General features: G+C 56.2%; 20 protein-coding genes. 14 read left to right on the plus strand and 6 right to left on the minus strand.

The window, feature by feature from the left end:
- Window positions 1-6 precede the first annotated feature (6 nt).
- Complete coding sequence (gene rsfS / locus HEQ60_RS06990) at window positions 7-429, plus strand: ribosome silencing factor (protein ID WP_168070929.1); 423 nt, start codon at window positions 7-9, stop codon at window positions 427-429.
- Window positions 430-460: 31 nt separating this feature from the next.
- The gene (gene rlmH, locus HEQ60_RS06995) at window positions 461-919 is read left to right on the plus strand and encodes a 23S rRNA (pseudouridine(1915)-N(3))-methyltransferase RlmH (protein ID WP_168070931.1); all 459 of its coding nucleotides are present in this window, start codon (window positions 461-463) and stop codon (window positions 917-919) included.
- Between the two features lie 6 nt (window positions 920-925).
- Here rlmH and HEQ60_RS07000 read toward each other — a convergent pair whose 3' ends face one another.
- Window positions 926-1,426 carry an EF-hand domain-containing protein gene (locus HEQ60_RS07000; protein WP_168070933.1) on the minus strand — a complete coding sequence of 167 codons (501 nt, stop codon included), beginning with the start codon at window positions 1,424-1,426 and terminating at the stop codon, window positions 926-928.
- Window positions 1,427-1,547: 121 nt separating this feature from the next.
- Here HEQ60_RS07000 and HEQ60_RS07005 point away from each other — a divergent pair, with 121 nt between their 5' ends.
- From HEQ60_RS07005 to HEQ60_RS10875, 3 genes are read left to right on the plus strand one after another with little or no spacing between them, the layout of a single operon-like run.
- Window positions 1,548-2,099, plus strand: a complete 552-nt coding sequence (locus HEQ60_RS07005) for a PepSY domain-containing protein (RefSeq protein ID WP_168070935.1) — start codon at window positions 1,548-1,550, stop codon at window positions 2,097-2,099.
- Window positions 2,100-2,142: 43 nt separating this feature from the next.
- The gene (locus tag HEQ60_RS07010) at window positions 2,143-2,826 is read left to right on the plus strand and encodes a response regulator transcription factor (protein WP_168070937.1); all 684 of its coding nucleotides are present in this window, start codon (window positions 2,143-2,145) and stop codon (window positions 2,824-2,826) included.
- A gap of 5 nt (window positions 2,827-2,831) precedes the next feature.
- Window positions 2,832-4,289 carry a sensor histidine kinase gene (locus tag HEQ60_RS10875; protein ID WP_168070939.1) on the plus strand — a complete coding sequence of 486 codons (1,458 nt, stop codon included), beginning with the start codon at window positions 2,832-2,834 and terminating at the stop codon, window positions 4,287-4,289.
- Here the strand turns inward: HEQ60_RS10875 and HEQ60_RS07020 are convergent.
- The gene (locus HEQ60_RS07020) at window positions 4,235-4,642 is read right to left on the minus strand and encodes a hypothetical protein (protein ID WP_168070941.1); all 408 of its coding nucleotides are present in this window, start codon (window positions 4,640-4,642) and stop codon (window positions 4,235-4,237) included. The two genes, HEQ60_RS10875 and HEQ60_RS07020, sit on opposite strands and share 55 nt — an antisense overlap.
- A 204-nt stretch (window positions 4,643-4,846) precedes the next feature.
- Between HEQ60_RS07020 and HEQ60_RS07025 the strand changes: the two genes are divergently transcribed.
- The 4 genes from HEQ60_RS07025 to HEQ60_RS07040 all read left to right on the plus strand — a co-directional run bounded on the left by HEQ60_RS07025 (window position 4,847) and on the right by HEQ60_RS07040 (window position 9,895).
- On the plus strand, window positions 4,847-5,659 hold the full coding sequence (locus HEQ60_RS07025) for a hypothetical protein (protein WP_168070943.1): 813 nt from the start codon (window positions 4,847-4,849) through the stop codon (window positions 5,657-5,659).
- A gap of 55 nt (window positions 5,660-5,714) precedes the next feature.
- Entirely contained in the window at window positions 5,715-6,992 is a 1,278-nt protein-coding gene (locus HEQ60_RS07030; RefSeq protein ID WP_168070945.1) for an MFS transporter, read from the plus strand.
- Window positions 6,982-7,608 carry an HD family hydrolase gene (locus tag HEQ60_RS07035; RefSeq protein ID WP_168070947.1) on the plus strand — a complete coding sequence of 209 codons (627 nt, stop codon included), beginning with the start codon at window positions 6,982-6,984 and terminating at the stop codon, window positions 7,606-7,608. Before HEQ60_RS07030 ends, HEQ60_RS07035 begins: the two co-directional genes overlap by 11 nt.
- Before the next feature lie 148 nt (window positions 7,609-7,756).
- Entirely contained in the window at window positions 7,757-9,895 is a 2,139-nt protein-coding gene (locus tag HEQ60_RS07040; RefSeq protein WP_168070949.1) for an EAL domain-containing protein, read from the plus strand.
- 9 nt (window positions 9,896-9,904) lie between these two features.
- Here HEQ60_RS07040 and HEQ60_RS07045 read toward each other — a convergent pair whose 3' ends face one another.
- Entirely contained in the window at window positions 9,905-11,512 is a 1,608-nt protein-coding gene (locus HEQ60_RS07045; RefSeq protein WP_168070951.1) for a polyphosphate kinase, read from the minus strand.
- 282 nt (window positions 11,513-11,794) lie between these two features.
- Here HEQ60_RS07045 and gap point away from each other — a divergent pair, with 282 nt between their 5' ends.
- Window positions 11,795-12,802, plus strand: a complete 1,008-nt coding sequence (gap, locus tag HEQ60_RS07050) for a type I glyceraldehyde-3-phosphate dehydrogenase (protein WP_168070953.1) — start codon at window positions 11,795-11,797, stop codon at window positions 12,800-12,802.
- A gap of 79 nt (window positions 12,803-12,881) precedes the next feature.
- Window positions 12,882-14,075 (plus strand): phosphoglycerate kinase, encoded by a 1,194-nt coding sequence (locus HEQ60_RS07055; RefSeq protein WP_168070955.1) that lies wholly within the window; start codon window positions 12,882-12,884, stop codon window positions 14,073-14,075.
- 359 nt (window positions 14,076-14,434) lie between these two features.
- Here the strand turns inward: HEQ60_RS07055 and HEQ60_RS07060 are convergent, their stop codons facing one another.
- Complete coding sequence (locus HEQ60_RS07060) at window positions 14,435-15,472, minus strand: aspartate-semialdehyde dehydrogenase (RefSeq protein WP_209315461.1); 1,038 nt, start codon at window positions 15,470-15,472, stop codon at window positions 14,435-14,437.
- Window positions 15,473-15,637: 165 nt separating this feature from the next.
- Here HEQ60_RS07060 and HEQ60_RS07065 point away from each other — a divergent pair, with 165 nt between their 5' ends.
- Window positions 15,638-16,510 (plus strand): hypothetical protein, encoded by an 873-nt coding sequence (locus HEQ60_RS07065; RefSeq protein ID WP_168070957.1) that lies wholly within the window; start codon window positions 15,638-15,640, stop codon window positions 16,508-16,510.
- A gap of 281 nt (window positions 16,511-16,791) precedes the next feature.
- Here HEQ60_RS07065 and HEQ60_RS07070 read toward each other — a convergent pair whose 3' ends face one another.
- Window positions 16,792-19,212, minus strand: coding sequence for a PAS domain-containing protein (locus tag HEQ60_RS07070; RefSeq protein ID WP_168070959.1), 2,421 nt, complete (start codon window positions 19,210-19,212; stop codon window positions 16,792-16,794).
- A 126-nt stretch (window positions 19,213-19,338) separates the two neighbouring features.
- Between HEQ60_RS07070 and HEQ60_RS10880 the strand changes: the two genes are divergently transcribed.
- Window positions 19,339-19,830: a plastocyanin/azurin family copper-binding protein gene (locus tag HEQ60_RS10880; RefSeq protein ID WP_209315462.1), complete on the plus strand. Its 492-nt coding sequence runs from the start codon at window positions 19,339-19,341 to the stop codon at window positions 19,828-19,830.
- 18 nt (window positions 19,831-19,848) lie between these two features.
- Here HEQ60_RS10880 and HEQ60_RS07080 read toward each other — a convergent pair whose 3' ends face one another.
- Window positions 19,849-20,427 (minus strand): regulatory protein RecX, encoded by a 579-nt coding sequence (locus HEQ60_RS07080; RefSeq protein WP_168070961.1) that lies wholly within the window; start codon window positions 20,425-20,427, stop codon window positions 19,849-19,851.
- 128 nt (window positions 20,428-20,555) lie between these two features.
- Between HEQ60_RS07080 and HEQ60_RS07085 the strand changes: the two genes are divergently transcribed.
- Window positions 20,556-21,371 (plus strand): ABC transporter permease, encoded by an 816-nt coding sequence (locus tag HEQ60_RS07085; RefSeq protein WP_168070963.1) that lies wholly within the window; start codon window positions 20,556-20,558, stop codon window positions 21,369-21,371.
- Window positions 21,372-21,391 lie beyond the last annotated feature (20 nt).

Consider the following 21,391-nt stretch of genomic DNA (forward strand, 5'->3'; position numbering starts at 1 on the left):
ACGGCTATGCCAGAGGAGAGAACCATTCATACGACCCCTGCACCACAGTCCCACAAAGATGGTCTTCCGGGCCTGATCGGCGACTGCCTCGACGCCAACAAGGCTGAGCACATCACGGTTATCGATATTCGCGACAAGACGTCAGCGGCCGACACCATGATCATTGCATCCGGACGTTCCCCACGTCATGTATCAGCCTTGGCGGGCCATGTTGTCGATATGCTCAGGGAACACGGCATCCGGGCAGCAACCGAAGGACGCGAAACCTGCGACTGGGTCCTGATCGATGCCGGTGATATCTTGGTCCATCTGTTCCGTCCCGAAGTCAGGGCATTCTATAATCTGGAAAGAATGTGGGGAGGCGGCAATGCACCTGTACCGGAAAGCATGGTGCATAGAAGCAGCGGAAACTGGGAAGTGACGGCGTGACCAAAGGCATCTCGCAATCGGGGGCGCAATAATGTCTTTTGTGATCGCAGCCGTAGGCCGGTCCCGCCCGGGGCCGGAACGAGCGCTGTATGACCACTACCTGTCACGCCTGCGCGAACCTGTGCTTTTAAGAGAAGTCGAAGAGAAAAGACCCCTCCCGGTGCCCGACCGCATGGCCCGGGAGGGAAAACTCCTGCTCTCCTGCGTCCCAACGGGATCAAAGGTTGTTGTTCTGGACGAGCGTGGGCACATGCAGAGCAGCAGAGACTTTGCCTCTGTATTGGAGCGGTGGCTGAGTGAAGGAACCTCAAGCATTTCCTTCCTCATCGGAGGTGCCGACGGCCACGACCCTGCCGTCAGAGACCGCGCCGACCTACTGCTGGGATTTGGCAGCATGACTTGGCCGCACATGCTGGTACGCGGTATGCTGGCCGAGCAGCTGTACCGGGCAAGGTGCATCATGGATGGCCACCCCTATCACCGGGACTAATCTCTCCTATTTCTCCTCGCGATGGTCGCAGACACGGGGCCGCTCCGCATTGTTACGCAGGACAGAGGCAAGCCCACCCCGGCTGATGCGGCCATCATGATCAAGGTCAAAAGCCTCGAGTCCATCGTCATAGGACATAAACTCATCCAACGCGAGCAGGCCGTCCTGGTTCAGGTCCATGGATCGATACATCCAGACATGATGCTTCTCACGCACAATCTCGTTCTTGGGATGGACCCACAGATGATCCAGGCTGCTCTGATATCCCTGCATCCACTCAGCTCGGTCAAGAAAACCGCTCCGATCTCCATCAAGCTGATGAAATCTTGAGTTACGCACCGCCGATCGCTCATCGCGCGTAATCACCCCGTCATGATTCTGGTCAAAGACCTGCAGGATAGCCTCCGCCCGGTCCTCATAGGGAGAGGGTAGCGCTTGGAAAGAAAGTAATGAAAAACAAGATAAAAATGATCCAATAAAAAAGGCCAGATTCCGTACCCTCATCATGGAAACTCCTTTACAGGGGTTAACAACATGAAATAGAACGTTATCATACGAACATGACACCCATATAATGGAATAATATTCGTAGACACTCCGTTATGCATAAATTATATTTCATGCGACCATGTACAAGACATCGAAAATAATAGCGCCAGCCATATGCGCTGTTCTCTTGGCTGCGCCTCCTGTCCACTCACGGTCCTATAGCCACGAGCAAGCCCGAAATGCTCTGGAGGCTGGAGAAATTGCCTCTCTCCGTGATGTTGTGACAACGTGCGAAGCTGATTTCTCCGGCCGTATTGTGCAAGCCGATCTTTCAAGGGATCTCAGTGGGTGGGTTTACACTCTTAAGATGCTTACTCCAAACGGAAGTATTTTGAAGGTGCGCTACGATGCCCTCACCAGAGTGCTGGTCAGTGCACGCGGTCACGATCTTGTCCGCTGGTATCGGGGGGAACCCGCTGCACTTGCAGAAGTGGCATCTCCCGGATCCATACGGTCACGCGTGAGAGAGGAGCCACCCTCACACCCCACGACAATGGGGCATATACCACGTGCGGTGCCATGGCATCACAAACTACTGCAATGGCTGGAACCCGACATGGACGAACCTCCACCACCGTCTTCACTGGAACCAGATCTTCCTCTTCCACCAGAGGACAGGACAAACCAGTAGCGCCGCATTAAAGAACGCCACAATATCCAGAAAGAGCTCGTTTATGCGTCTTCTTGTTATCGAAGATGAATCAGCATTGCAGTCTCAGCTGCTCCAGACCCTGCGGGGCTATGGCTATGCCGTGGATGTATCTGCGGACGGGGAAGATGGCCATTTTCTGGGGGAAAGTATCCCCTTTGATGCCATAGTCCTTGACTTGGGACTACCCGGCATTGATGGACTGAGCATCCTGAAGAAATGGCGGGAATCAGGGATCAATACACCTGTGCTGATTCTGACCGCCCGCTCCAGCTGGCAGGAAAAGGTTGATGGCATTGATGCCGGAGCCGACGACTATCTCGCAAAGCCATTTCGCATGGAAGAACTTCTGGCCCGTATCCGCGCATTGATCCGTCGCTCCAACGGCCATTCCTCCAATGAGCTGTTATGTCAGCCCGTTCAACTGGACACACGAACCGGACGCGTTATGGTCCATGATAAGCTTATCCCCCTGACAAGCCACGAATATCGGGTTCTAAGCTACCTGATGCATCATCAGGGCCGAATCATTTCGCGTAGCGAATTGACGGAGCATCTTTATGCCCAGGACTTTGACCGTGACTCCAACACAATAGAAGTGTTCATCGGGCGACTGAGACGCAAACTGGGTTGCGACATCATCCAGACTGTCCGCGGCCTTGGCTACCAAGTCTTGCCAGAGGATACAATCCAGAGAACAGGATCCTGACCTCTGTGACCAAAACACCTGCACAGAATCGAAACCCATCTTTACGGGTACGCCTTCTCGTTGGAGCCGCACTCTGGGTCAGCATGGCCTTGGCCATTGCGGGCTTCGGCCTGCAAGCCCTGTTCGAGAACTTTGTGCAGGGCCAGATGGTCAGCCGCCTGTCTGTCATTCTTGATCATATCGCCGCCAACATCGACATCGGTACCGACGGTCAGATTACCCTGCTGTCCCGGCCGGCAAATCCGCTCTTTCAACGCCCTCTTTCAGGGCTCTACTGGCAAGTAGAATACGGAAACAAGGTCATTTTGCGATCCCGTTCACTCTGGGATGAGCAAATGGACCTTCCCTACGCGGCAAGCCCCCTTGATGGGTCAATACAGGTTGAATATGCCGGTGGTCCAGGACAGTCCAAGATCCTGGCCGTCACGCGGTTTATAACACTGCCGGAAACACATCGTCTGTTTCGCATTGTTGCGGGAACAGACGAACGCAGCCTAGAGCGTCTCTTCACCAGATTCTGCCGTATTATCACGATTGCCCTTGGTCTTCTGGCCATTGGCATTATGGCTGCCGTCTGGGGACAAATAACATTCGGCCTAGCACCCTTCCGGCACCTGCGGCAATCCTTGGCCGATATCCGCAGCGGAAGAAACAATACCTTGGAAGGGCGCTGGCCAGTTGAAGTTGTACCCTTGGTCGAAGATCTGAATGCGCTTCTCCTTCACCATGACAAGATGGTAAGAAACGCACGCACCCATGCTGGCAATCTGGCCCATGCCCTGAAGACACCCTTGGCCGTCATCATGAATGAATCGGACCGGCTGGATAAACAGGAACAGCATCAGGCAGCACGTCTTCTGAAACAGCAAACAGAAGCCATGCAACGCCATATTGAACACCATCTGGCGCGGGCACGGGCCCAAACATCCACAAAGACACGGGGCCTACGCACAGCGCCAGAACCATCTATTGAACGTCTGTGCCGAACCATGCGCCACCTTCACAAGACAGACATCAAGGTTAGCCTCGACGAACACTGCCCCTCTTTTTGCGGCAACCAGGAAACGCTAGAGGAAATCATCGGCAACCTCCTTGACAATGCCTGCAAGTGGTCAAGAAGCCAGGTCATTGTACAGGTGGGATCAAATGTTGACGGTGAGTTATCGATAAGCGTGGATGATGACGGCCCCGGCATACCGGACTCACACATCGACGCAGCTCTGCACCGCGGACATCGCCTTGATGAAAGCAAACCAGGCAGTGGTCTTGGGTTGTCGATTGCGGATGACCTTGCCCGAACAGCGGGAGGATCACTGCACCTTGGGCGCTCCGCAATCCTTGGAGGCCTTATGGCACATGTGACCCTCCCCGCATCAGCGGCGACGTGTCAGCAACAAACTAAGCATGCCTACAGCGCTGCAGGACCGGTAGAGGCTGCCTCTTCTCTCTCCAGAATCAGATGACTGGACGGGCTGTACTTGTTACTGGCACCGGAAGCGGCATCAATCACCACACCAATACCACCACCAAGAATAATGTTACCGAATGTCATGGCTGCAACATCAGATTCTACTGTCATCTCAGCCGTACGATATCCCTCTTTCTCGCAACGCACCAAGATATCAAGCTTTGTTTTCTCAACCTTCACGGCCCCTGGCGTTGTCACCTGCCCGATGACACGACCATCCCGGTGCAGAGTGCACAGAGCACCCTGAGGGGTCGTTCCAAAAGAAAGATCCTGAGTTGTTCCTTCAATGATCGATGAACAGGCTGGTGCCAGCATGACAAGCATAGATGCAACAAGAAAACGCTTCACAAAAGCCCCCTGTAATTAATTACAATCAATAACAAATCTCCTATAAGGCACCAAGAATGCGTTGAGCAAGGGAAATCTTAGAAAGAAATAAATTACCGATATTCTATCAAAAATTAATATTGGCAGGGCTTGGTTGATTCTTCCCCAGCCGCTATGATGGCATGTCCAGCGCCATGCCCTTGCCAACCCGGGAGAGTTTCTGACGTGAGTTTACATACCCAAGACACAACCGTTGCCGACGGGCTTTCCGCGACAGCCTCATCCCTGCGTGCTGCCCTGAACTATGTATCGGCACGCGATGAGTTGACCTGCCCGGACAGCGTGATCAACAACGCCCGCAACGACGAACCTGTTTTTGTGCTGCGTGCCCGCGACATGGTTTCAACAACGACAATAGAGTGGTGGATCTGGTGTGCACGCAATCGTGGGGTGCCAGAAGATAAGCTGGAACGTGCCGAACGCCAGCGCCGTGCAGCTGACCTCTGGATTGAAAAACGCCTTCCTGTACAATCCGCCTCAGATGGCCGGGTCTGTGTGCGCACCGCACGCTCCGAACGGGAAGATCAGGCCTCGGTCCTGAACTCGGCCCACCCCGATGAACCCGTGTTCGTAATCGTTGCCTCAGATGCTGTTGCCGCAGAAGTTGTTGAGTTCTGGGCCTTTATGGCTGAACGCCACGGCGCTCCCGCCAGAAAGATCGAAGGGGCCATGGAAGTGGCAAAAGCCATGGCACGCTGGGCTGAAAAAAGGGTTGTTGGCTTCACCCCCAGGCGTATATCCTCCTCGGCGTCAGTTCAGGAGATACCAAGACCACGCCACAGAACCAGCATGCAGCTCGTCTGTATGGAATGCGGCCACAGGGAAACTGTGGGAACTCCGCCTTATGACGAGGAAATGCTGACAACTGTCCGCGAAATGTGCGAAGGAGCCTGTCCATCCTGTGGGGCTGAACCCAAGCAAGACAACATCGGTCGCACAACACGCGTTCTAACCACCGAAATGGCTGAAACACCCTGAAACGTGTTGTTTCGTCCTTTCTCCGCTCAACCCCGCTGTAAGGATACCTGCGGGCATGTTGCATTTATTTCGCTCTCTTGCCAATCTTTTGGGTGGTCATGCTTTATTGGCTACTGCCTACGGCTTTCTTGGCACCCTGCTGTCCGTCCGGCTGTCGCTGGAAGGCTACTCCGAGACCGTCTCCGGTAATATTCTCGCCTGCTTTTATGTCGGGCTGATTGCGGGATCCTTCTTGGCCAAGAGCTTTATCGCGTCGATCGGACATATCCGCTACCTGTATGTCATAATCATCGGGTTTGCTTTGGCAGCTGTAGCCCACAGCCTTGTTGTTGACCCCTTTGCATGGGGGGCACTGCGTATTGTGTCGGGCTTCTGCATGGCGGGGTCCTTTGTCACATTTGAAAGCTGGCTGAATGCCAAGGCCAACAACCAACAGCGCGGAACCTTCCTGGCGATCTATATGCTGACTGCCTATCTGTCTATTGGCGGTGGACAGAAGCTGATCACGGTGGCCGACATCGGGGATGATATTCTGTTCTTCCTGGCAGGGGGCATTGCGACACTGGCCCTTGTGCCGGTCATGTTGACCCGAAAAGCAGAGCGTCCCGCACGTCCGGAACCCGAGAAGATCGGTCTCTCCGCTCTTATGTCCACGCCGCGCCTTGGCATGATTGGCGCTACCGTATCGGGGATCCTGCTTGGGTCTTTTTACAGCATGATGCCCCGCTATGGGGTCGAGGTCGGCCTGGATGCAGAGGGCGTATCAACCCTGATGCTGTGCGGCTTCTTTGGTGCCATGGTTTTCCAGATACCTGTGGGTAAATTGTCGGATCGCATCAACAGGCGCCATGTCATCCTGGCTGTCAGCCTGCTTCTGACTGGTCTTTCCATTGTTCTGACAGCCATAACCGCCACCAGTCCGGACTCTTCCACCTTCTCGGGATTGACATTCCTGTCGGTGGTTTTTGTGTTCAGTGGCATGCTGTTCGTAGCGTTCCCGCTTTCGATATCCTATTCGAATGACCGGGCAGCCCCAAGCAAGCTGGCTGCCACCGCCGGTGCCATGAATCTCTTCAATGCCATTGGCTGCATGGCTGGCACACTGTTGGTGGCAAAGGCCATGGAGATAACAGGTCCCCTAGGCTTCTTCATCTTCATTGCCGCATGTGGCGTCTTCATGTCTGTTGTTTGCCTTGTGCAGAAAGATGATTGCCACAGGGCAGCAGCAGATACCCCGCATGGGGATGTAATGGCAGCCAAGCCGATTACCATGCACCGGACCGTTCCGGCCGGGCTGGAAGAAGCCGGACAAAGACGGCGCAATGTCGGGTGACATTGCCCGTCATCTGTCGGGCCATGCTCCAAGGACATGGCAAAGGATGGTTTCGGGTCGTCGACTAAACCTCGTCGACCCGTCACCTCTGGATGTGGAAATAACCGATATTGCCCTTGGCCTGTCACGCAACAGCCGCTGGAACGGCCAGACTATTGGGCCACACGCATGGTCCGTTGCGCAGCACAGCGTCTTTGTTGTGGACATTATGAAACAGTTCAGGCCACGCCCGGAACCAAACCTTTTACTTGCCGGACTCCTCCATGACGCACCGGAATATGTCACGCATGACCTGGTTACCCCCCTGAAAGCCGTTGTAGGGGATGTCTTCCGCGAGGTTGAGAACCGGCTGATGTGCGCAATCCACGTGCGATTTGGTTTGCCGCCCCGCCTTTCCACTCCGGAGAAGACCCTGATCAAGAAAGCAGACTTGATAGCGGCTGCGACCGAAGCCGTTCAACTTGCAGGGTTCTCATTGCACGAGATTCGCCCTGTCCTGTCGATCAAGGCCAAACCAGCAGCATGGGCCCGTCTGCAGCCTCTCCCGGCGACAGAGGCAGCCCGTCTCTTTCTGGACACATTTTCCGAACTTCACAAGGCCTTGCAGGCCTCCTGAGCACCCCTGGTTCCTATGGACCGGGTGTACACCGTCAGGATACCAGGGTTATCTGTATGCATTGCAATGCCTGCGCTGTGCACAGCACAACGCCGTCGTTGCTTGTGCGCAAGTTCCGGACGGATGTCTCTGGAGAAGGACGCCCCCGATGTCGCTCTCGCTGCTGCTTTTCATGGATACAGCTACAATACATGGCAGCCCCGGCCTTGCCGTCTTTGGGGTTCTCTTTCTTGCCATCTGCACGATGATGTCCTTACACCTTCTGGCAACACGATCAGAACAGGCTGGAACAAGGCGCAAGATTGACACGCTGGGGCCCGTTGTCCTGTTCAGCTTTGGGGTACTGGGTAGCTACACCACAACCTTCCTGTCTTTACCGACAGCGCTGGAACCTGGCTTCCATCCCCTCATTCTGTCGCTGGGGCTTGTTATCGGGGTACTCACCGCCTATACCGGGATGAGCCTCATCGATACAACAGAAGCCAACCTGCCACGCAGTGCGCTAGCTGGCGGGACTGTTGCCTTGGGACTGTGGGCAACATTCTACTGCATCCTGGAGTCAATGCTGATCATACCGGATCTGGAATATGACCCCGTCCTGTCTGTCAGCGCCTTGGGCATCACGGCCTTGATCTGTAGTGCCGCTTTTGTAACCTTCCCCCGAACGCACGGCCCGGAAAGAACAGTCCTGATTGCAGCACTTCTGATGATCGGTGGCATTGTGACCCTGTATGCTATAGCATTACCATCTGTTACTGTTCTGCCCCGATCACGGTCACTTGTGTACATCCACAAGCTTGATCGTGAAACCATGGGCATCCTGATCGCCATTACGGCATCCGTAATCGGTATTGCCCTGTACAGCATATGCGTACTGCTGCGATGGCTGACCCATAACAACGCCCCACACTCTTCTCCGGAACAATCCGGACAGAAGACCGAAGAGGAACAGCAGCCAACGTCTTTGGGAGGACGGGCATCCTTTGAAAGCCGACTGGAACGGGCCATCACACGTGCGCACCGATCAGGACGCCAAACAGCCGTTCTCCTTCTAAGGATTGATGGCCCGGCCTTATCGGAGACCAATAGAAACCAGACACTGCATCCATGCCTCCCTGATGCCTTGGGAGCCAGCCTGACCTTGTGCCTGCGAACCCGTGACTCCTTGTCTGATTTCGGTAACAACCGGTTTGCCATACTGGCCGAAGATTTAGTCGATGCCGCCGAAGCCGGGGCCCTGGCGGGACGTATACTTGACTGCCTGAATGACGCCGCAACCGCAAACAGCAATGACTGCGACATAACCGGGGCAATCGGTATTGCCGTATGTCCCGATGACGGCAGCACGGCACAAGAATTACTAAACCGGGCTGAAACAGCCATGCTGTCCATTACAGAATCTGGGTCGCAAAGTTATGCGTTCTTTACCCCGGAAATGAATGCCGGCAACCCGGACATGCTGTCGCTCCCCCATCTACTGCGCCTTGCTGTGCGCCATCGCCAATTCCGGCTTCTGCTTCAACCTAAATACCGGTCTGAAGACAATAGCATCGTGGGGGCCGAGGCTCTTCTGCGCTGGAATCATCCCAGCCGTGGCATGCTGGCACCCGTGCATTTTATAGGCTTGGCAGAACACCTTGGCATCATGCCCGAGATTGACAGCTGGGTCGCGCGTGAAGCCTGTCGAATCCTCAAGCGCTGGCAATCCATGGGGGCACCTTTTGACACGCTGGATCTCTCCATCAACGCCAGACCGCACCTCTTCAATGAGGAAACATACGCGGCAATGCTTGAAAAAACCCTGAAGGAAACAGGCATCAATCCTGCACGGCTGTTGATTGAGATAGCGGCCATGCACAGGGAAGACAATACACAGTCCCCCGAAGACACCGCCGCCGCTCTCCGCTCTCTTGGCGTTGGCGTTGCCCTTGAACATTTCGGGACGGGGTGGTCGTCCTTGGCTTATCTGTGCACGGTCGCTGCGCGTGAAGTCAAGGTGGACCGGGCCTTGCTGCAAAACTTGAGCCCGGGCTCAAATGCGGAGAAGGTCATGCAGTCGATCCTGTCCCTAATTCACACCCTCAACATGAAGGCGGTTGTCGAGGGTGTAGAAACGCTGGGCATGGCAGAACACCTCCGCAGCCTGGGCGTTAACGCACTTCAGGGCTATGCGTTCGGGCAACCCTGCCCGCCGAATGTATTTGAGACAACCGTGTTCGAAACAACACGGCGCCTGAAGCAAGGAAAACCATCCGAGGACAACACGTCCTCACCCGGCTCACGGTAACAGCCTGTATCAAACAGCCAACGCTTTCTTGAGGTTGATACCCCGTGCCTTCAGGCCCTTGGCAAGCTGGTCCGTATAGGTCTCAAGCACCTTGACCCGGGCATAGCGTTTGGAATTGGCCTCGACCAAGGTCCAAGGTGCGTTGCGTGTCGATGTCCGCTCGATCATGTCGTTGACAGCATCTTGGTACTGGTCCCATTTCTCACGGTTCCGCCAATCCTCGTCTGTCAGCTTCCACGCTTTCCATGGCGTATTCTGGCGTGCCGTAAAACGGGCCATCTGTTCGTCAGGGGTAATGTGCAGCCAGTATTTGCATAATACGGTTCCAAACTCGGACAACTGCTCCTCAAAGGCGTTGATCTCGGCATAGGCCCTCATCCACTCGTCCGTACGGGCGAACCCCTCTACCCTCTCGACCAAAACCCGCCCGTACCATGAACGGTCATAAATGGTTACCCGACCGGCACGGCTGATATGACGCCAGAAACGCCATAAATAATGACGGGCCTTCTCTTCATCCGTAGGCGCGGCTGTCGGTATGACCTTGTACTCACGAGCATCCAGCGCTGATACCACGCGGCGGATCGCACCACCCTTGCCACCGGCATCCCAGCCCTCAAACACCAGGACGCTGGAAACACCATAAGCACGTGCCAAACGCGACAACCCGGCAAGGCGGCTGCGACCGGCACGAATGCGCTCGGCATATTCAGCAGGCTCCAGGTCCAGACTCATGTCCAAGGCATCCAGAATGGTCGGCTGCTGAGGCAATGATACGGACAAAAGACCGGCGTCCGCCTGTGCTCCGGCACGCTTGCGTGTTTTGGCCACAGCCGGAACAGAGCGGCCGGCACGAACAGCACTCTCATCCTTTTTCACAGTCTCAAGCAGCTTGCGGCGCAGATCCCGTGCCTCAAGGTGCCGGACCAGAGCATCACGCAACGTCATCAGCAAGGTCAGGGAACGATACCGGACATCTTCGCCTTCAATGATCGTCCACGGGGCATGACCATCGCTGGTCATGCGAATGGTACGCTCTGCGGCAGCGATGAAGTTGTCGTACATCTCCCAGTGCTTCCAGTCGCGCTTGGTCACCCGCCAAGCCTCATGGGGCTTTTTCTCCAGCTTTCTGAGGCGACGCCGCTGGGCATCACGACCAAGATGCATCCAGAATTTCAGGATCAGGGCCCCATCATCAGCCAGCATTTTTTCAAAATGAGCAATCCGCGCCAGTTGCTCGTCCATCTCGGCCAGAGAAATACGCTCCCAGGCCCGATCCATCACCGGGGCAGAGTACCAGGACCCCATGAACATGCCGATACAGCCGCGTGGCGGCAAATCCCGCCAGTACCGCCAGGCAGATGGCCTCTCCCGCTCCTCATCCGAAGGGTCTCCGTAAGCGGACGTCGACATCCAGCGCGGATCAAGCCACTCGCTGAGAAGGTTTATGCTCTCACCTTTTCCTGCCCCATCCACACCGGCAAACACCAGGATGACCGGGAAATCGGCATGACGCAGTGTCTGCTGGAGGGTAATCAGCTCAGTGCGCAACGCCGGTGTTACGGCGTCAAACTCTTTCCTGGAAATCTTGCGCCCCAGTTCAGCGGTTCGAAACATCGATTCTACCCCCGGTGAGAAATCCAGCATTCGGACAGCTGTGACAACAGCCCCTCCTCTGCCCTCATATTGCCGGTTTCGGGGGCTTTTATCCACATCAAGGATGAGGTTTTTTCCATTACGTTGGCTTGGGTCTGGATTTACACAATCTTCCGTGACATACGTAGCCACCGCCAACATGAATACAGACAGAGAATTCTGTCTGGGAAATTCCCGTTGTGTGCGCCCTGTTTTTCGGCCTGCCCCTGTGTCTGGCAGACTGTGTTTGAATGGAGGATCTTTATGGCTGTTCGCGTTGCAATTAACGGTTTTGGCCGCATCGGCCGCCTGGTTCTGCGCGCCTTGGTCGAATCCGGCCGCAAGGATATCGAGGTCGTGGCCATCAACGACCTGGGCCCGGTTGCCACCAATGCCCATCTTCTGAAGTATGATTCTGTTCATGGCATCCTGTCCGCCGATGTCCGTGCAGCCGATGACAGCCTGATGATCAACGGAGCGACCATCCGCTGCTTTGCCGAACGCGATCCGAAGGCCCTGAAGTGGGGTGACCTTGGCATTGATATCGTTGCAGAATGCACCGGTATCTTTTCAGACCGCGACAAAGCTGCAGTCCACCTGGACAATGGCGCAAAGCGGGTACTGGTTTCCGCCCCGTCAAAGGGTGCGGACCTGACTGTTGTGTATGGCGTCAACCACAACAAGATTACGGCTGATCACAAGGTCATCTCGAACGCATCCTGCACCACGAACTGCCTGGCCCCGGTGGCTCACATCCTGCATCGTGACTTCGGGATCGTAAAAGGGTTCATGACCACCGTACATGCTTACACCGGCGACCAGAACACCGTGGATACCCTGCACAAGGATCTGTACCGTGCACGCGCTGCAGCCATGTCAATGATCCCGACCTCAACAGGAGCTGCCAAGGCTGTTGGTGAAGTGCTGCCGGAACTGAAGGGCAAGCTGGATGGCGTGGCCGTGCGCGTCCCGACAGCCAACGTTTCCTTGGTGGATCTGAAGGTTATGCTGGGCAAGGCCGCCAGCGTCGAGGCTGTCAACGCCGCCATGCAGACCGCCGCAGAGGGTGAGCTGAAGGGGATCCTCGGCTATTACGATCTGCCCCTTGTCTCGATTGATTTCAACCACAACCCGAACTCGTCGTCTTTTGCCGCCGGTGGCACAAAGGTCATGGACGGGGACTTCCTGCGTGTCATGTCGTGGTATGACAACGAGTGGGGCTTCTCCAACCGGATGCTGGATACAGCTGTCGCCATCGGCAAGACGCTGTGACCTGACGCTCTGAAAAGCCCTGCCCCATTTGTGCAGGGCTTTTTCTTCCTTTTTGTACCGGCCTTTTGCGGACTGCACCATGCCAACTTTCAAGACAATCGATGACCTTGACGTACAGGGAAAATATGTTCTGGTCCGTTCAGACCTGAATGTGCCCATGAAAGACGGACAGATTACGGACTCAACCCGGATCCAACGCTCTGCCAAGACCCTTACCGAACTGGCCCAAAAGGGCGCCAAGGTCGTTGTCATGTCACACTTCGGGCGCCCAAAGGGAGAGCGCGTCCCGGCCATGAGCTTGCGCCCGGTTGCCAGCGCCCTGTCCACGGCAACAGGCTGCCCGGTTACCTTTGCTGAAGACTGTATCGGCGTACCCGCCAAAACGGTTGTCAACGGCATGGGACAGGGTGACATCGTCCTGCTGGAGAATCTTCGTTACCATAGCCAGGAAGAGAAGAACGACCCTGACTTCGCAAGAGCACTTGCCGAATTGGGTGAGCTTTACGTCAATGACGCGTTCTCAACCTCGCACCGCGCCCACGCTTCAACCGAGGGACTGGCTCACTTGCTGCCGGCAGCAGCCGGGCGCCTGATGCAGGCTGAGCTGGAAGCGCTGGGACGGGCGCTGGAACGCCCCGAGCATCCGGTTGCCGCAATTGTAGGCGGGGCCAAGATCTCGACCAAGCTGGACCTGCTTGGCAACTTGGTACAACGGGTTGACCTGCTGGTTATTGGTGGCGGCATGGCCAATACCTTCCTGCATGCACAGGGCATCCAGATTGGCAAATCCCTGTGCGAGAAAGAGATGGCAGAAACAGCACGGACCATCCTGGACAAGGCAGAAAAATCCAGATGCACCGTTGTTCTGCCCACTGATGTTGTTGTAGCTGACAGCCTGAGTGAAACAGCAGGGCGGCAAGTTGTTCCGGTACAGTCTGTACCGGAAGACAAAATGATTCTGGATATCGGGCCGGATTCAGCCCGCGCTCTGTCCGATCGTCTGGCATCCTTCCGGACCCTGGTCTGGAATGGCCCCCTGGGTGCTTTCGAGATCAAGCCTTTTGATGCTGCAACCAACCTTGTGGCCCGGGCTGCGGCAGACCTGACGCGCAAAGGAAATCTGCTGACCGTTGCCGGTGGCGGGGATACGGTCGGTGCCTTGGCCAATGCCGGGGTTCAGGACCAGTTCTCCTACGTCTCCACAGCGGGGGGCGCATTCCTGGAATGGCTGGAAGGACGGGACCTGCCGGGCGTCAAAGCCTTGGAAGCCTGAAGGTGGGAAAGTCAGGGGGAAAGTGCGTCGCGGTGGCCGTCAGGTCGGGCGGGGGAGGGAATGACCCGACGGCCACCGGAAGCACGCGGCATTCCGGGCGGGAGGGATAGCCGGCTTCCCGAGCGCGGAAGGAAAACCGACATTCGCCCTTTTCAGCCACGCCTGAGCGGCACAGCTGGCTGCCTGCACGCTGCGCGGGGTAGTCCCCTCGCACAACATGGGAAGGCAGGTTCCATGCCAACAAGCCCAAGACCGGACAAAACCGGGGGCAAGCGCGGTTAGGAAGGGAAAACACCCCCCGGAAAACAGCGATTCCCGCACTTTGCAATGCATCCTGCAACGCAGTAAGAAACCCCCTGTTAGCCCTGCTCGTCCAGGCGGTCCACCAGCGCCAGAATATCCACAACGTTTGTAGCTTCCTGGCGCAAGGCATCGGCAACACACCAGAAAGACAGCCCGTTTTCAACGCTGATATCCCCGCGCAGGCGGGATACAAAGACGGGTTCCTCGCCAGAAGTCTCAGCAGGAGTGACGTATCCCTCCTCCACCCGGTGATCGACAACCGATACGCTGTCGCTCTCACGCAGGAGCTCCCTGACAGCCTGCTCGGAGACGGGGGATTCGCACTGGATATTGATGTAAGCCGCAGCACCCACAAAAGCAGCCACACGGGCACAGTTCACGTGAACGGCAGCACCCGGCAACATCCGGGCCAAGCCGGCTGCAGCTTCATCTTCGGCTTCGGTTGCTCCCATATCAGAGAAAGACCCGACCTGGGGGATCACATTAAACGCAATCTGTTTGGGGAAAATCTCCCGGCTCGAAGCTGGCGGCTCGTTGACATAAATACCACGGGTCTGGCGGAACAACTCGTCCATCCCTTCACGTCCGGCTCCGGAAGTGGATTCGTAGGTTGAGGCCACAACCCGCACAAGACCAAAGCGGTCATGCAACGGGGCAAGCACTTTTGACACCATCAGGGCCACAGGAGAGGGAACCGCAAGGACACCCTTCTTTTCCGCACGGTCAACATTGGCCGGATTCACTCCGGCCACCACCAATGGGACAGACGGATCGCGCCGGAAGTGCCCGCTGAGATCAATAACCATGGCACCAACCCGCATAGCGCGAGATGCAACGGCAGATGCCTCACGTGGCTCCGTTGCCAGAACGACACGGTCCGAGGCCCGGAAATCGAAGGTCTCATGACCGGATATCTTCAGCACATCATCGTCACCATAGGAGACTTCACGCCCGATACGGGCCTGACTGTCCAAGGCTACCAGACGGATGACAGGAATATCCCGCTCGGCAAGGGTATCCAGGATTTCACGGGCCAGATGGCCCGATGCGCCAACCAGAACAATACGGGCAACAGCAGGGGTATGGGAACTCATCAGACTATCCTTCTCTGACAGCAGTCCTTGATCCGGGTACGGGACAGGCCCGGCAGACTCGCCTGGGTCCGCAAGGTATGTCTGTACGGACAACGGATCAAGCCTTGCCGTACAAGGGCCCCGGACGTACCTTGTAAGTATCTGGGCAAGAGGGGACCAACAGGCGTGCGTAGTGGTGAACAGGATCCGTCGCGGGCATTTCTAGACCGGCTTCTGGGATCCATCCGGCACGGCCACAAGCTTGACGACCCCCGCAGCCCGGAGGTTCTGCAACGTTGGGCCATCATATGTCGTGACCTGCCTGATACGGCCCTGCCCCTGATTATCCCGGCCACCCTGCGGGGCCTGCTGCGTCAGGCTGATATAGGCGAGCGCCTGCGCGATGTGTGCGGTATATCCGAACGATACCATCTTCAGCACGAAACCATTGCTCCATACCTGATCAGCTATCGCCGCTACATGGCGGCACGGGTGAAAAACAAGGAGCCCGGCAGCGATGAAGCACGGCTGACGATTGCCAAGCTTCGCGGCGAACTCAATGCCCTGAGGGAGGAGTTCAATTCGGTCTTTGACCAGGCTGCTTCTGCCGAAATGGAGCGGGAACGCCTGGCCGGGGAGCACGACAGCCTCCAGCAGCAGCTTCTGGCCGAGCAAGTCCGGCGGGAAGAAGCAGAGCGGCGCCTGGAGGGCGTACGGGATCAGGCCTTCCGCCAGTTCCGCCTGTACCTCTTTTTGCTCAAGGAAGAACGAGACCGCCTGTCCAATGATCCGGATCGGGAACGCCTTCTGGCGGCCGAAATGGCAGTTGAAACCCATGCCCTGACCCTGGAGGCGCTGGGTGCGCGCGAGGACGCCGATATCCAGGCCCGGGAGATTCTGGGAGAAACCCTGTTTGCCGACTATTTCCAGAACCCAAACCGGGAGTCAGTTCTTCCAACCACGCCGAATACATCACAGGCCCCGGATCACGATCAGGTAACACCCGATAACCCGGATGATACAGCCCTGAATACAGAACAAGAACAAACCGGGAGCTGATAAAAACAACCCCGACAAACACCGAAAAAGACCCCCGGAAACGGTATCCGGGGGCAAGAGACGGAAGTTTCACCGGGATTGGTGCGCAGGGGGACAAGAAAAACCCGATGCCGGTTTGCGACAGGCGCAAGACCTCTTCCGGTTACGGAGTGCTAGGCGCCATCTACCGGCGCTATCACACATGCGGCCAGATCGTGGTGCAGCAACCCTGCCCTATCAAGAGAGTACCGGACTTATTTCACCAACGAGCCACATTCGACATAAGGAAAGCAGAACGGGACTCAGGCTTCGCGGGTTAATGCCTCATGAAACTTGGAAGCCACCGCTGCTGACACGTCCCCGCTGACAAGGGAAGGCAGTCGGATCTGAACCCGTGTTCCGCGGCCGGAAACAGAGAAGACAGACAACCTGCCCCCATTACGGCGGATACCACTCCTTGCAAGAGCCAGAACGGCCGAACAGACGTCATGACCAAGCACAGCCCCATCATCCGAAACAGTCACCACCACACCCGGCAGAACCGCACCAGACAGGGAAACAACCGGCTCGTCACGCACCTCAAGACGAATCCTCCCGTGGTTATAAGCTGCGGCAAGGGCAGAGGCAAACACCAGGACAAGACTCTGGCGCAAGGAAGAACCATCCGCAGAAATCCTGTTACAGGACGCATCATAGCGATAGTCAAGGACTACATCCCGATGAGTTGCAGCAGCCTGGACATCAGCCAGCACAACAGACATCAGGTCGCGCAAATTTACGACACCCGATACAGGGTCCTCTGACTGCGCCTGCAACCAGTCCAAGTCAAGAACGGCGTCGTTGATAACGGACAGAAAATGCAGAAGCGCCATCACTCGCCCGGCGTACTCCTGCCGGGACGGATCCAGACCTCCCATGTGGCCAGTCAACAAGACTTCACACAGACTGCCAACCGTTCCAAGAGGAGCCCGTATCAGCTCGGCCAGCGATGACAATACATAAGCCGGATTGGCCGTTATGGGCAGGCATGCTCCCTCTGCAACATCTGGCTGAACAAGGAGAACACAACCATCAGGCAGAGCAACAACCATAACTCCTGCAGGTAACGATCCGGAAAAGGAAGGAAAGACACCACGATCACCGGGAGGTGCGGACAGGAATGTCTGGACAGACGTCCAGATCGGATCGGCCCGGATAACATCTGGCTGTCGGGCCAGAAGCATCGCGAATGCAGGATGCTGCGCCAGAGTCTCCGCATCTACTTTCCACAAGGTCCGGAAAGCTGTATTTGCCTGGCACAGATGCCCGTCAGCATCAAAAACAGCAACAGCCTGGGGCAACGCGTCCATAATCTGGTCCTGGACCGCCAGAACTTGCCGCAGGCGTGCCTCCAGGGTCAACCGGTCGGTCACATCTTCGTACGTCGCCAGAAGCCCCCCCAAAGGATGAGGGGCCAGAACCCGCCGCAACGTCTTTCCATCCGGAAGATGAAGGAGATCCTCCATCGGCTCGAGCAGAGCCTTGAAACGGGCCAGTTCACGCTGCCGGAAAGCCGGATAATCGGCAACTTCGGGAAGAAGACGATTCAGCCGCTGTTGTTCCAGAACTTCGGCATAGTCTGGATTTGATGTCGCCAACCATAATGGATCAAGCTTCCATAACCGAGCAAACGCAGGATTATGAAAACGCAGTCGCGTATCAGAACCAAAAATGGCAACAGCCGTGCCCAAACGCTCCAGGACAGCGACATGACTGCCCATTTGCTGCTCTGTCGCCTGACGCAACACCTCAAGACGGGTAATATCCTGGGCAACCCCCACGGTGTGGAGGCCATCATCCGAACCTTGGCCAGGAATAACAGGACTCTCTGTAATTTCCATCAACCGGCGACTGCCACCAACAACCGTATGCCACGTTCCGGAGCGAGCCCGGCCAGAAGCCCGGACTGCCGACGCCATAGACCGCAAATCCCGGACAGCAGATCCGGCAACAAGCTCCTGCACGCTGGATCCACACTGCCCAGACGAGGAATCAACCGCATCCAGGAACGTCCGATTTGCCAGAATAATATCCAGACCATCATCACGAACCCAGACCGGAACCGGAATGGTATCCAGAACACGCCTCAAACGGAACGCCTCGCTGGCAGCACAGTGAAAACGTGCCAACAACTCGCGACGGTCTTCCTCACCGGACGATACATCACGGGCCCAGAGCACATCGGCAAGACAGCGGCCATCATCAGCCAAGGCCCGTACCCCTGATACCTCGACACGACGCAATACGTCTTCCTGCCCCTCCGCAGGCTGTAGACCAAGAATGATCGAGAATCCCTCTCCTTCACTGCGCAAGCGATGCACAAGGGAAGACAGACGTGCACCATCACCTGGCAGAAAGACTGAAACAACATCACCAAAAGAGGCCGAATGACCGGAAAACAACGACAGCATGACAGCAAGCCGCCGCGAGCACTGCCCTCCCCCCAGCAGATCTCCGTCCTTGACAGGATCGTCCGATGCGGACCACAGATACCACCCATCCGGACTGACCGCCATGACATGGGACAGCATCTCGGCCTCTATCCCCGCAGTTTGCCACGATGCACGGTCACGATACCAACGCCACCAGAACCACCACAGAGCCAACAGCAATGGCGGGAAAAGAGCTGCTGGCTCTATTCCATAGTGAGAAAGAAAAGTGATGGTCTGCTGAAGATACCCCATACGCGCAACAGTGCAGGGTAGAGAAAAAAAACTCAAGCAACCACAGAAGAAGAGCGTGATATATTTGGTGCCAGATCCGGGCCTCTGTCCTGAATGTTTATCTGCCTCCGTTACAGGAATGATAAAGTGAAGAAACTCGTCTTGTGTGCCTGCCTTGTCATGGCACTCTCCTGCCCGGCCCATGCGCATGAAGCAGACCATCACGCACAACACTCACACGAACATGCCTCCCAGCCCGTGCAGCAGGAATGGGGTATTGCAGGCGTACCTGAGGCCGTGACCCGAACGATTGTCTTGAGCACGAGTGATACCATGCGCTTTACACCCGATACCCTTACAGTCCGCGTGGGCGAAACCGTTCGTTTCAAGGTCGATAATCATGGGAACACCTTGCATGAGTTCGTTCTTGGCACACCCGACAAGCTTGCAGAACACGCAGACATCATGCGGCACAACCCGGACATGAGTCATGCCGAGCCTCATATGGCACATGTCCAACCAAACGCATCCAACGATGTCGTATGGCTGTTCAACCGCGTTGGAACGTTTGGTTTTGCCTGCCTGATTCCCGGGCACTACGAAGCCGGAATGACCGGAACCATCCACGTCACCCGCTGATTACAGGGGGAAATACCCCTATACAGGTCCAATTGCGGATTCCAGATCATCAGGGTTACAGGCATCCAGAATTTGGCGAATGACATCCGTAGCAAACCCACGACGGGCCAAGGCGGCCATGTCCCTGTAACGCCGGGCACTACGGCTTTCCGGGTCACCCCATGGCCCGATACGGCGCCGTCGGGCAAAAATAACAGCAGCCGTCAAATCCGGATCGATCTCACTATCACCAGCCCTGTCAGCAGCCAGACCACACAGGGCCTGTTCAACCAGTTCTGGAGATACACCCTTCTGACGCAAACGGGACCGTACACCCCGCGCAGAAACACCCCGCGCCACCAAGGAACGGGCACGAGATTCCGCAAAGGAAGCATCATCGAGATAACCAAGATCCGTCAAACGATCCAGAACAGCCGTAATCGCAGAAGACACAGCTTCAGCATCCATATTCCCGGCAGGATCCGAACGGGCAACGCGCCGTTCCAGAACGCGACGCACACCATCACGACTGGCCGCAAACCGCTCCAGGTAATGAAGGGCAGCCTTCATCAAGCTCTCTACCCCCAGAGGAACCGGATCCGCTTTCTTCTCGTACATGCAATGTGTTTCCCGTACAGGCAAAATGATCGGAACCCTGACATCAAGATGCAAGACATCTTGACCTTCGCACGTGTTGGCCGTTTCCTTCTGCAGTCCTGCAAAACCAGAAACTGAAAGCTGTCACCATGACCGAGGCCCCCGCATTCCCGCCCCCTGCGCCCCGTGCGATGGGCCCCGTAAACTGGCTTGGCCTGTGGGAGCTATATCTGCGCGAAGTCCGACGTTTTATCAAGGTCTGGCAACAAACAATCGCAGCACCAATGGTTGTATCACTCCTGTTCCTGGCAATCTTTGCCCTTGCCCTTGGATCCAGCGCACAGCAAACCGTGGGACAGGTCAGCTTCATGGAGTTTCTGGCACCCGGGTTGATCATGATGGGCATGGTGCAGAATGCTTTTGCCAACACATCCAGTTCGCTCATTATCTCCAAGATCCAGGGGAATATCATCGATGTCCTGATGCCTCCCCTCTCGCCCTGGGAACTGACGCTTGGATTTGCCCTTGGCGGCATGACACGGGGCATGGTTGTCGGAGTGGCGATCGGGGTTGGCATGTTACCTTTCGTGACCCTGCATATCCATAATTGGGGCTACATCCTGTTCCATGCCGTCGGTGCCAGCATGATTCTCAGCCTGCTGGGCATTCTGGCCGGTGTATGGTCAGAGAAGTTTGACCACATGGCCGGAATCACAAACTTTATCATCACGCCACTGTCATTCCTGTCCGGCACGTTCTATTCCATCGACCGCCTGCCGGATAACTTTCTGTTCATTGCCCATCTGAATCCCTTCTTCTACATGGTTGACGGCTTCCGGTACGGCTTTATTGGTCATGAAGCAGCCCTGCCTGAAACCGGTCTCTGGGTTGTTGCGCTAACAAACGTGGTGCTGATGCTTACATGCCATGTCCTGATCAGGTCAGGATATCGCCTGAAAAGTTGAAGCCTTTAACATAACCACGC

It is taken from the genome of Haematospirillum sp. H1815 (assembly GCF_012102705.1).
GTDB lineage: Bacteria > Pseudomonadota > Alphaproteobacteria > Rhodospirillales > Rhodospirillaceae > Haematospirillum.

Coding starts and splice junctions, on each gene's coding strand:
- HEQ60_RS07040 (WP_168070949.1), top strand. CDS start 7,757: ATGTCGCTCTCGCTGCTGCTTTTCATGGATACAGCTACAATACATGGC.
- rlmH (WP_168070931.1), top strand. CDS start 461: ATGTCTTTTGTGATCGCAGCCGTAGGCCGGTCCCGCCCGGGGCCGGAA.
- HEQ60_RS07000 (WP_168070933.1), bottom strand. CDS start 1,426: ATGATGAGGGTACGGAATCTGGCCTTTTTTATTGGATCATTTTTATCT.
- HEQ60_RS07055 (WP_168070955.1), top strand. CDS start 12,882: ATGCCAACTTTCAAGACAATCGATGACCTTGACGTACAGGGAAAATAT.
- HEQ60_RS07070 (WP_168070959.1), bottom strand. CDS start 19,212: ATGGGGTATCTTCAGCAGACCATCACTTTTCTTTCTCACTATGGAATA.
- HEQ60_RS07080 (WP_168070961.1), bottom strand. CDS start 20,427: ATGTACGAGAAGAAAGCGGATCCGGTTCCTCTGGGGGTAGAGAGCTTG.
- gap (WP_168070953.1), top strand. CDS start 11,795: ATGGCTGTTCGCGTTGCAATTAACGGTTTTGGCCGCATCGGCCGCCTG.
- HEQ60_RS07060 (WP_209315461.1), bottom strand. CDS start 15,472: ATGAGTTCCCATACCCCTGCTGTTGCCCGTATTGTTCTGGTTGGCGCA.
- rsfS (WP_168070929.1), top strand. CDS start 7: ATGCCAGAGGAGAGAACCATTCATACGACCCCTGCACCACAGTCCCAC.
- HEQ60_RS07010 (WP_168070937.1), top strand. CDS start 2,143: ATGCGTCTTCTTGTTATCGAAGATGAATCAGCATTGCAGTCTCAGCTG.
- HEQ60_RS07045 (WP_168070951.1), bottom strand. CDS start 11,512: ATGTTTCGAACCGCTGAACTGGGGCGCAAGATTTCCAGGAAAGAGTTT.
- HEQ60_RS07035 (WP_168070947.1), top strand. CDS start 6,982: ATGTCGGGTGACATTGCCCGTCATCTGTCGGGCCATGCTCCAAGGACA.
- HEQ60_RS07030 (WP_168070945.1), top strand. CDS start 5,715: ATGTTGCATTTATTTCGCTCTCTTGCCAATCTTTTGGGTGGTCATGCT.
- HEQ60_RS07005 (WP_168070935.1), top strand. CDS start 1,548: ATGTACAAGACATCGAAAATAATAGCGCCAGCCATATGCGCTGTTCTC.
- HEQ60_RS07085 (WP_168070963.1), top strand. CDS start 20,556: ATGACCGAGGCCCCCGCATTCCCGCCCCCTGCGCCCCGTGCGATGGGC.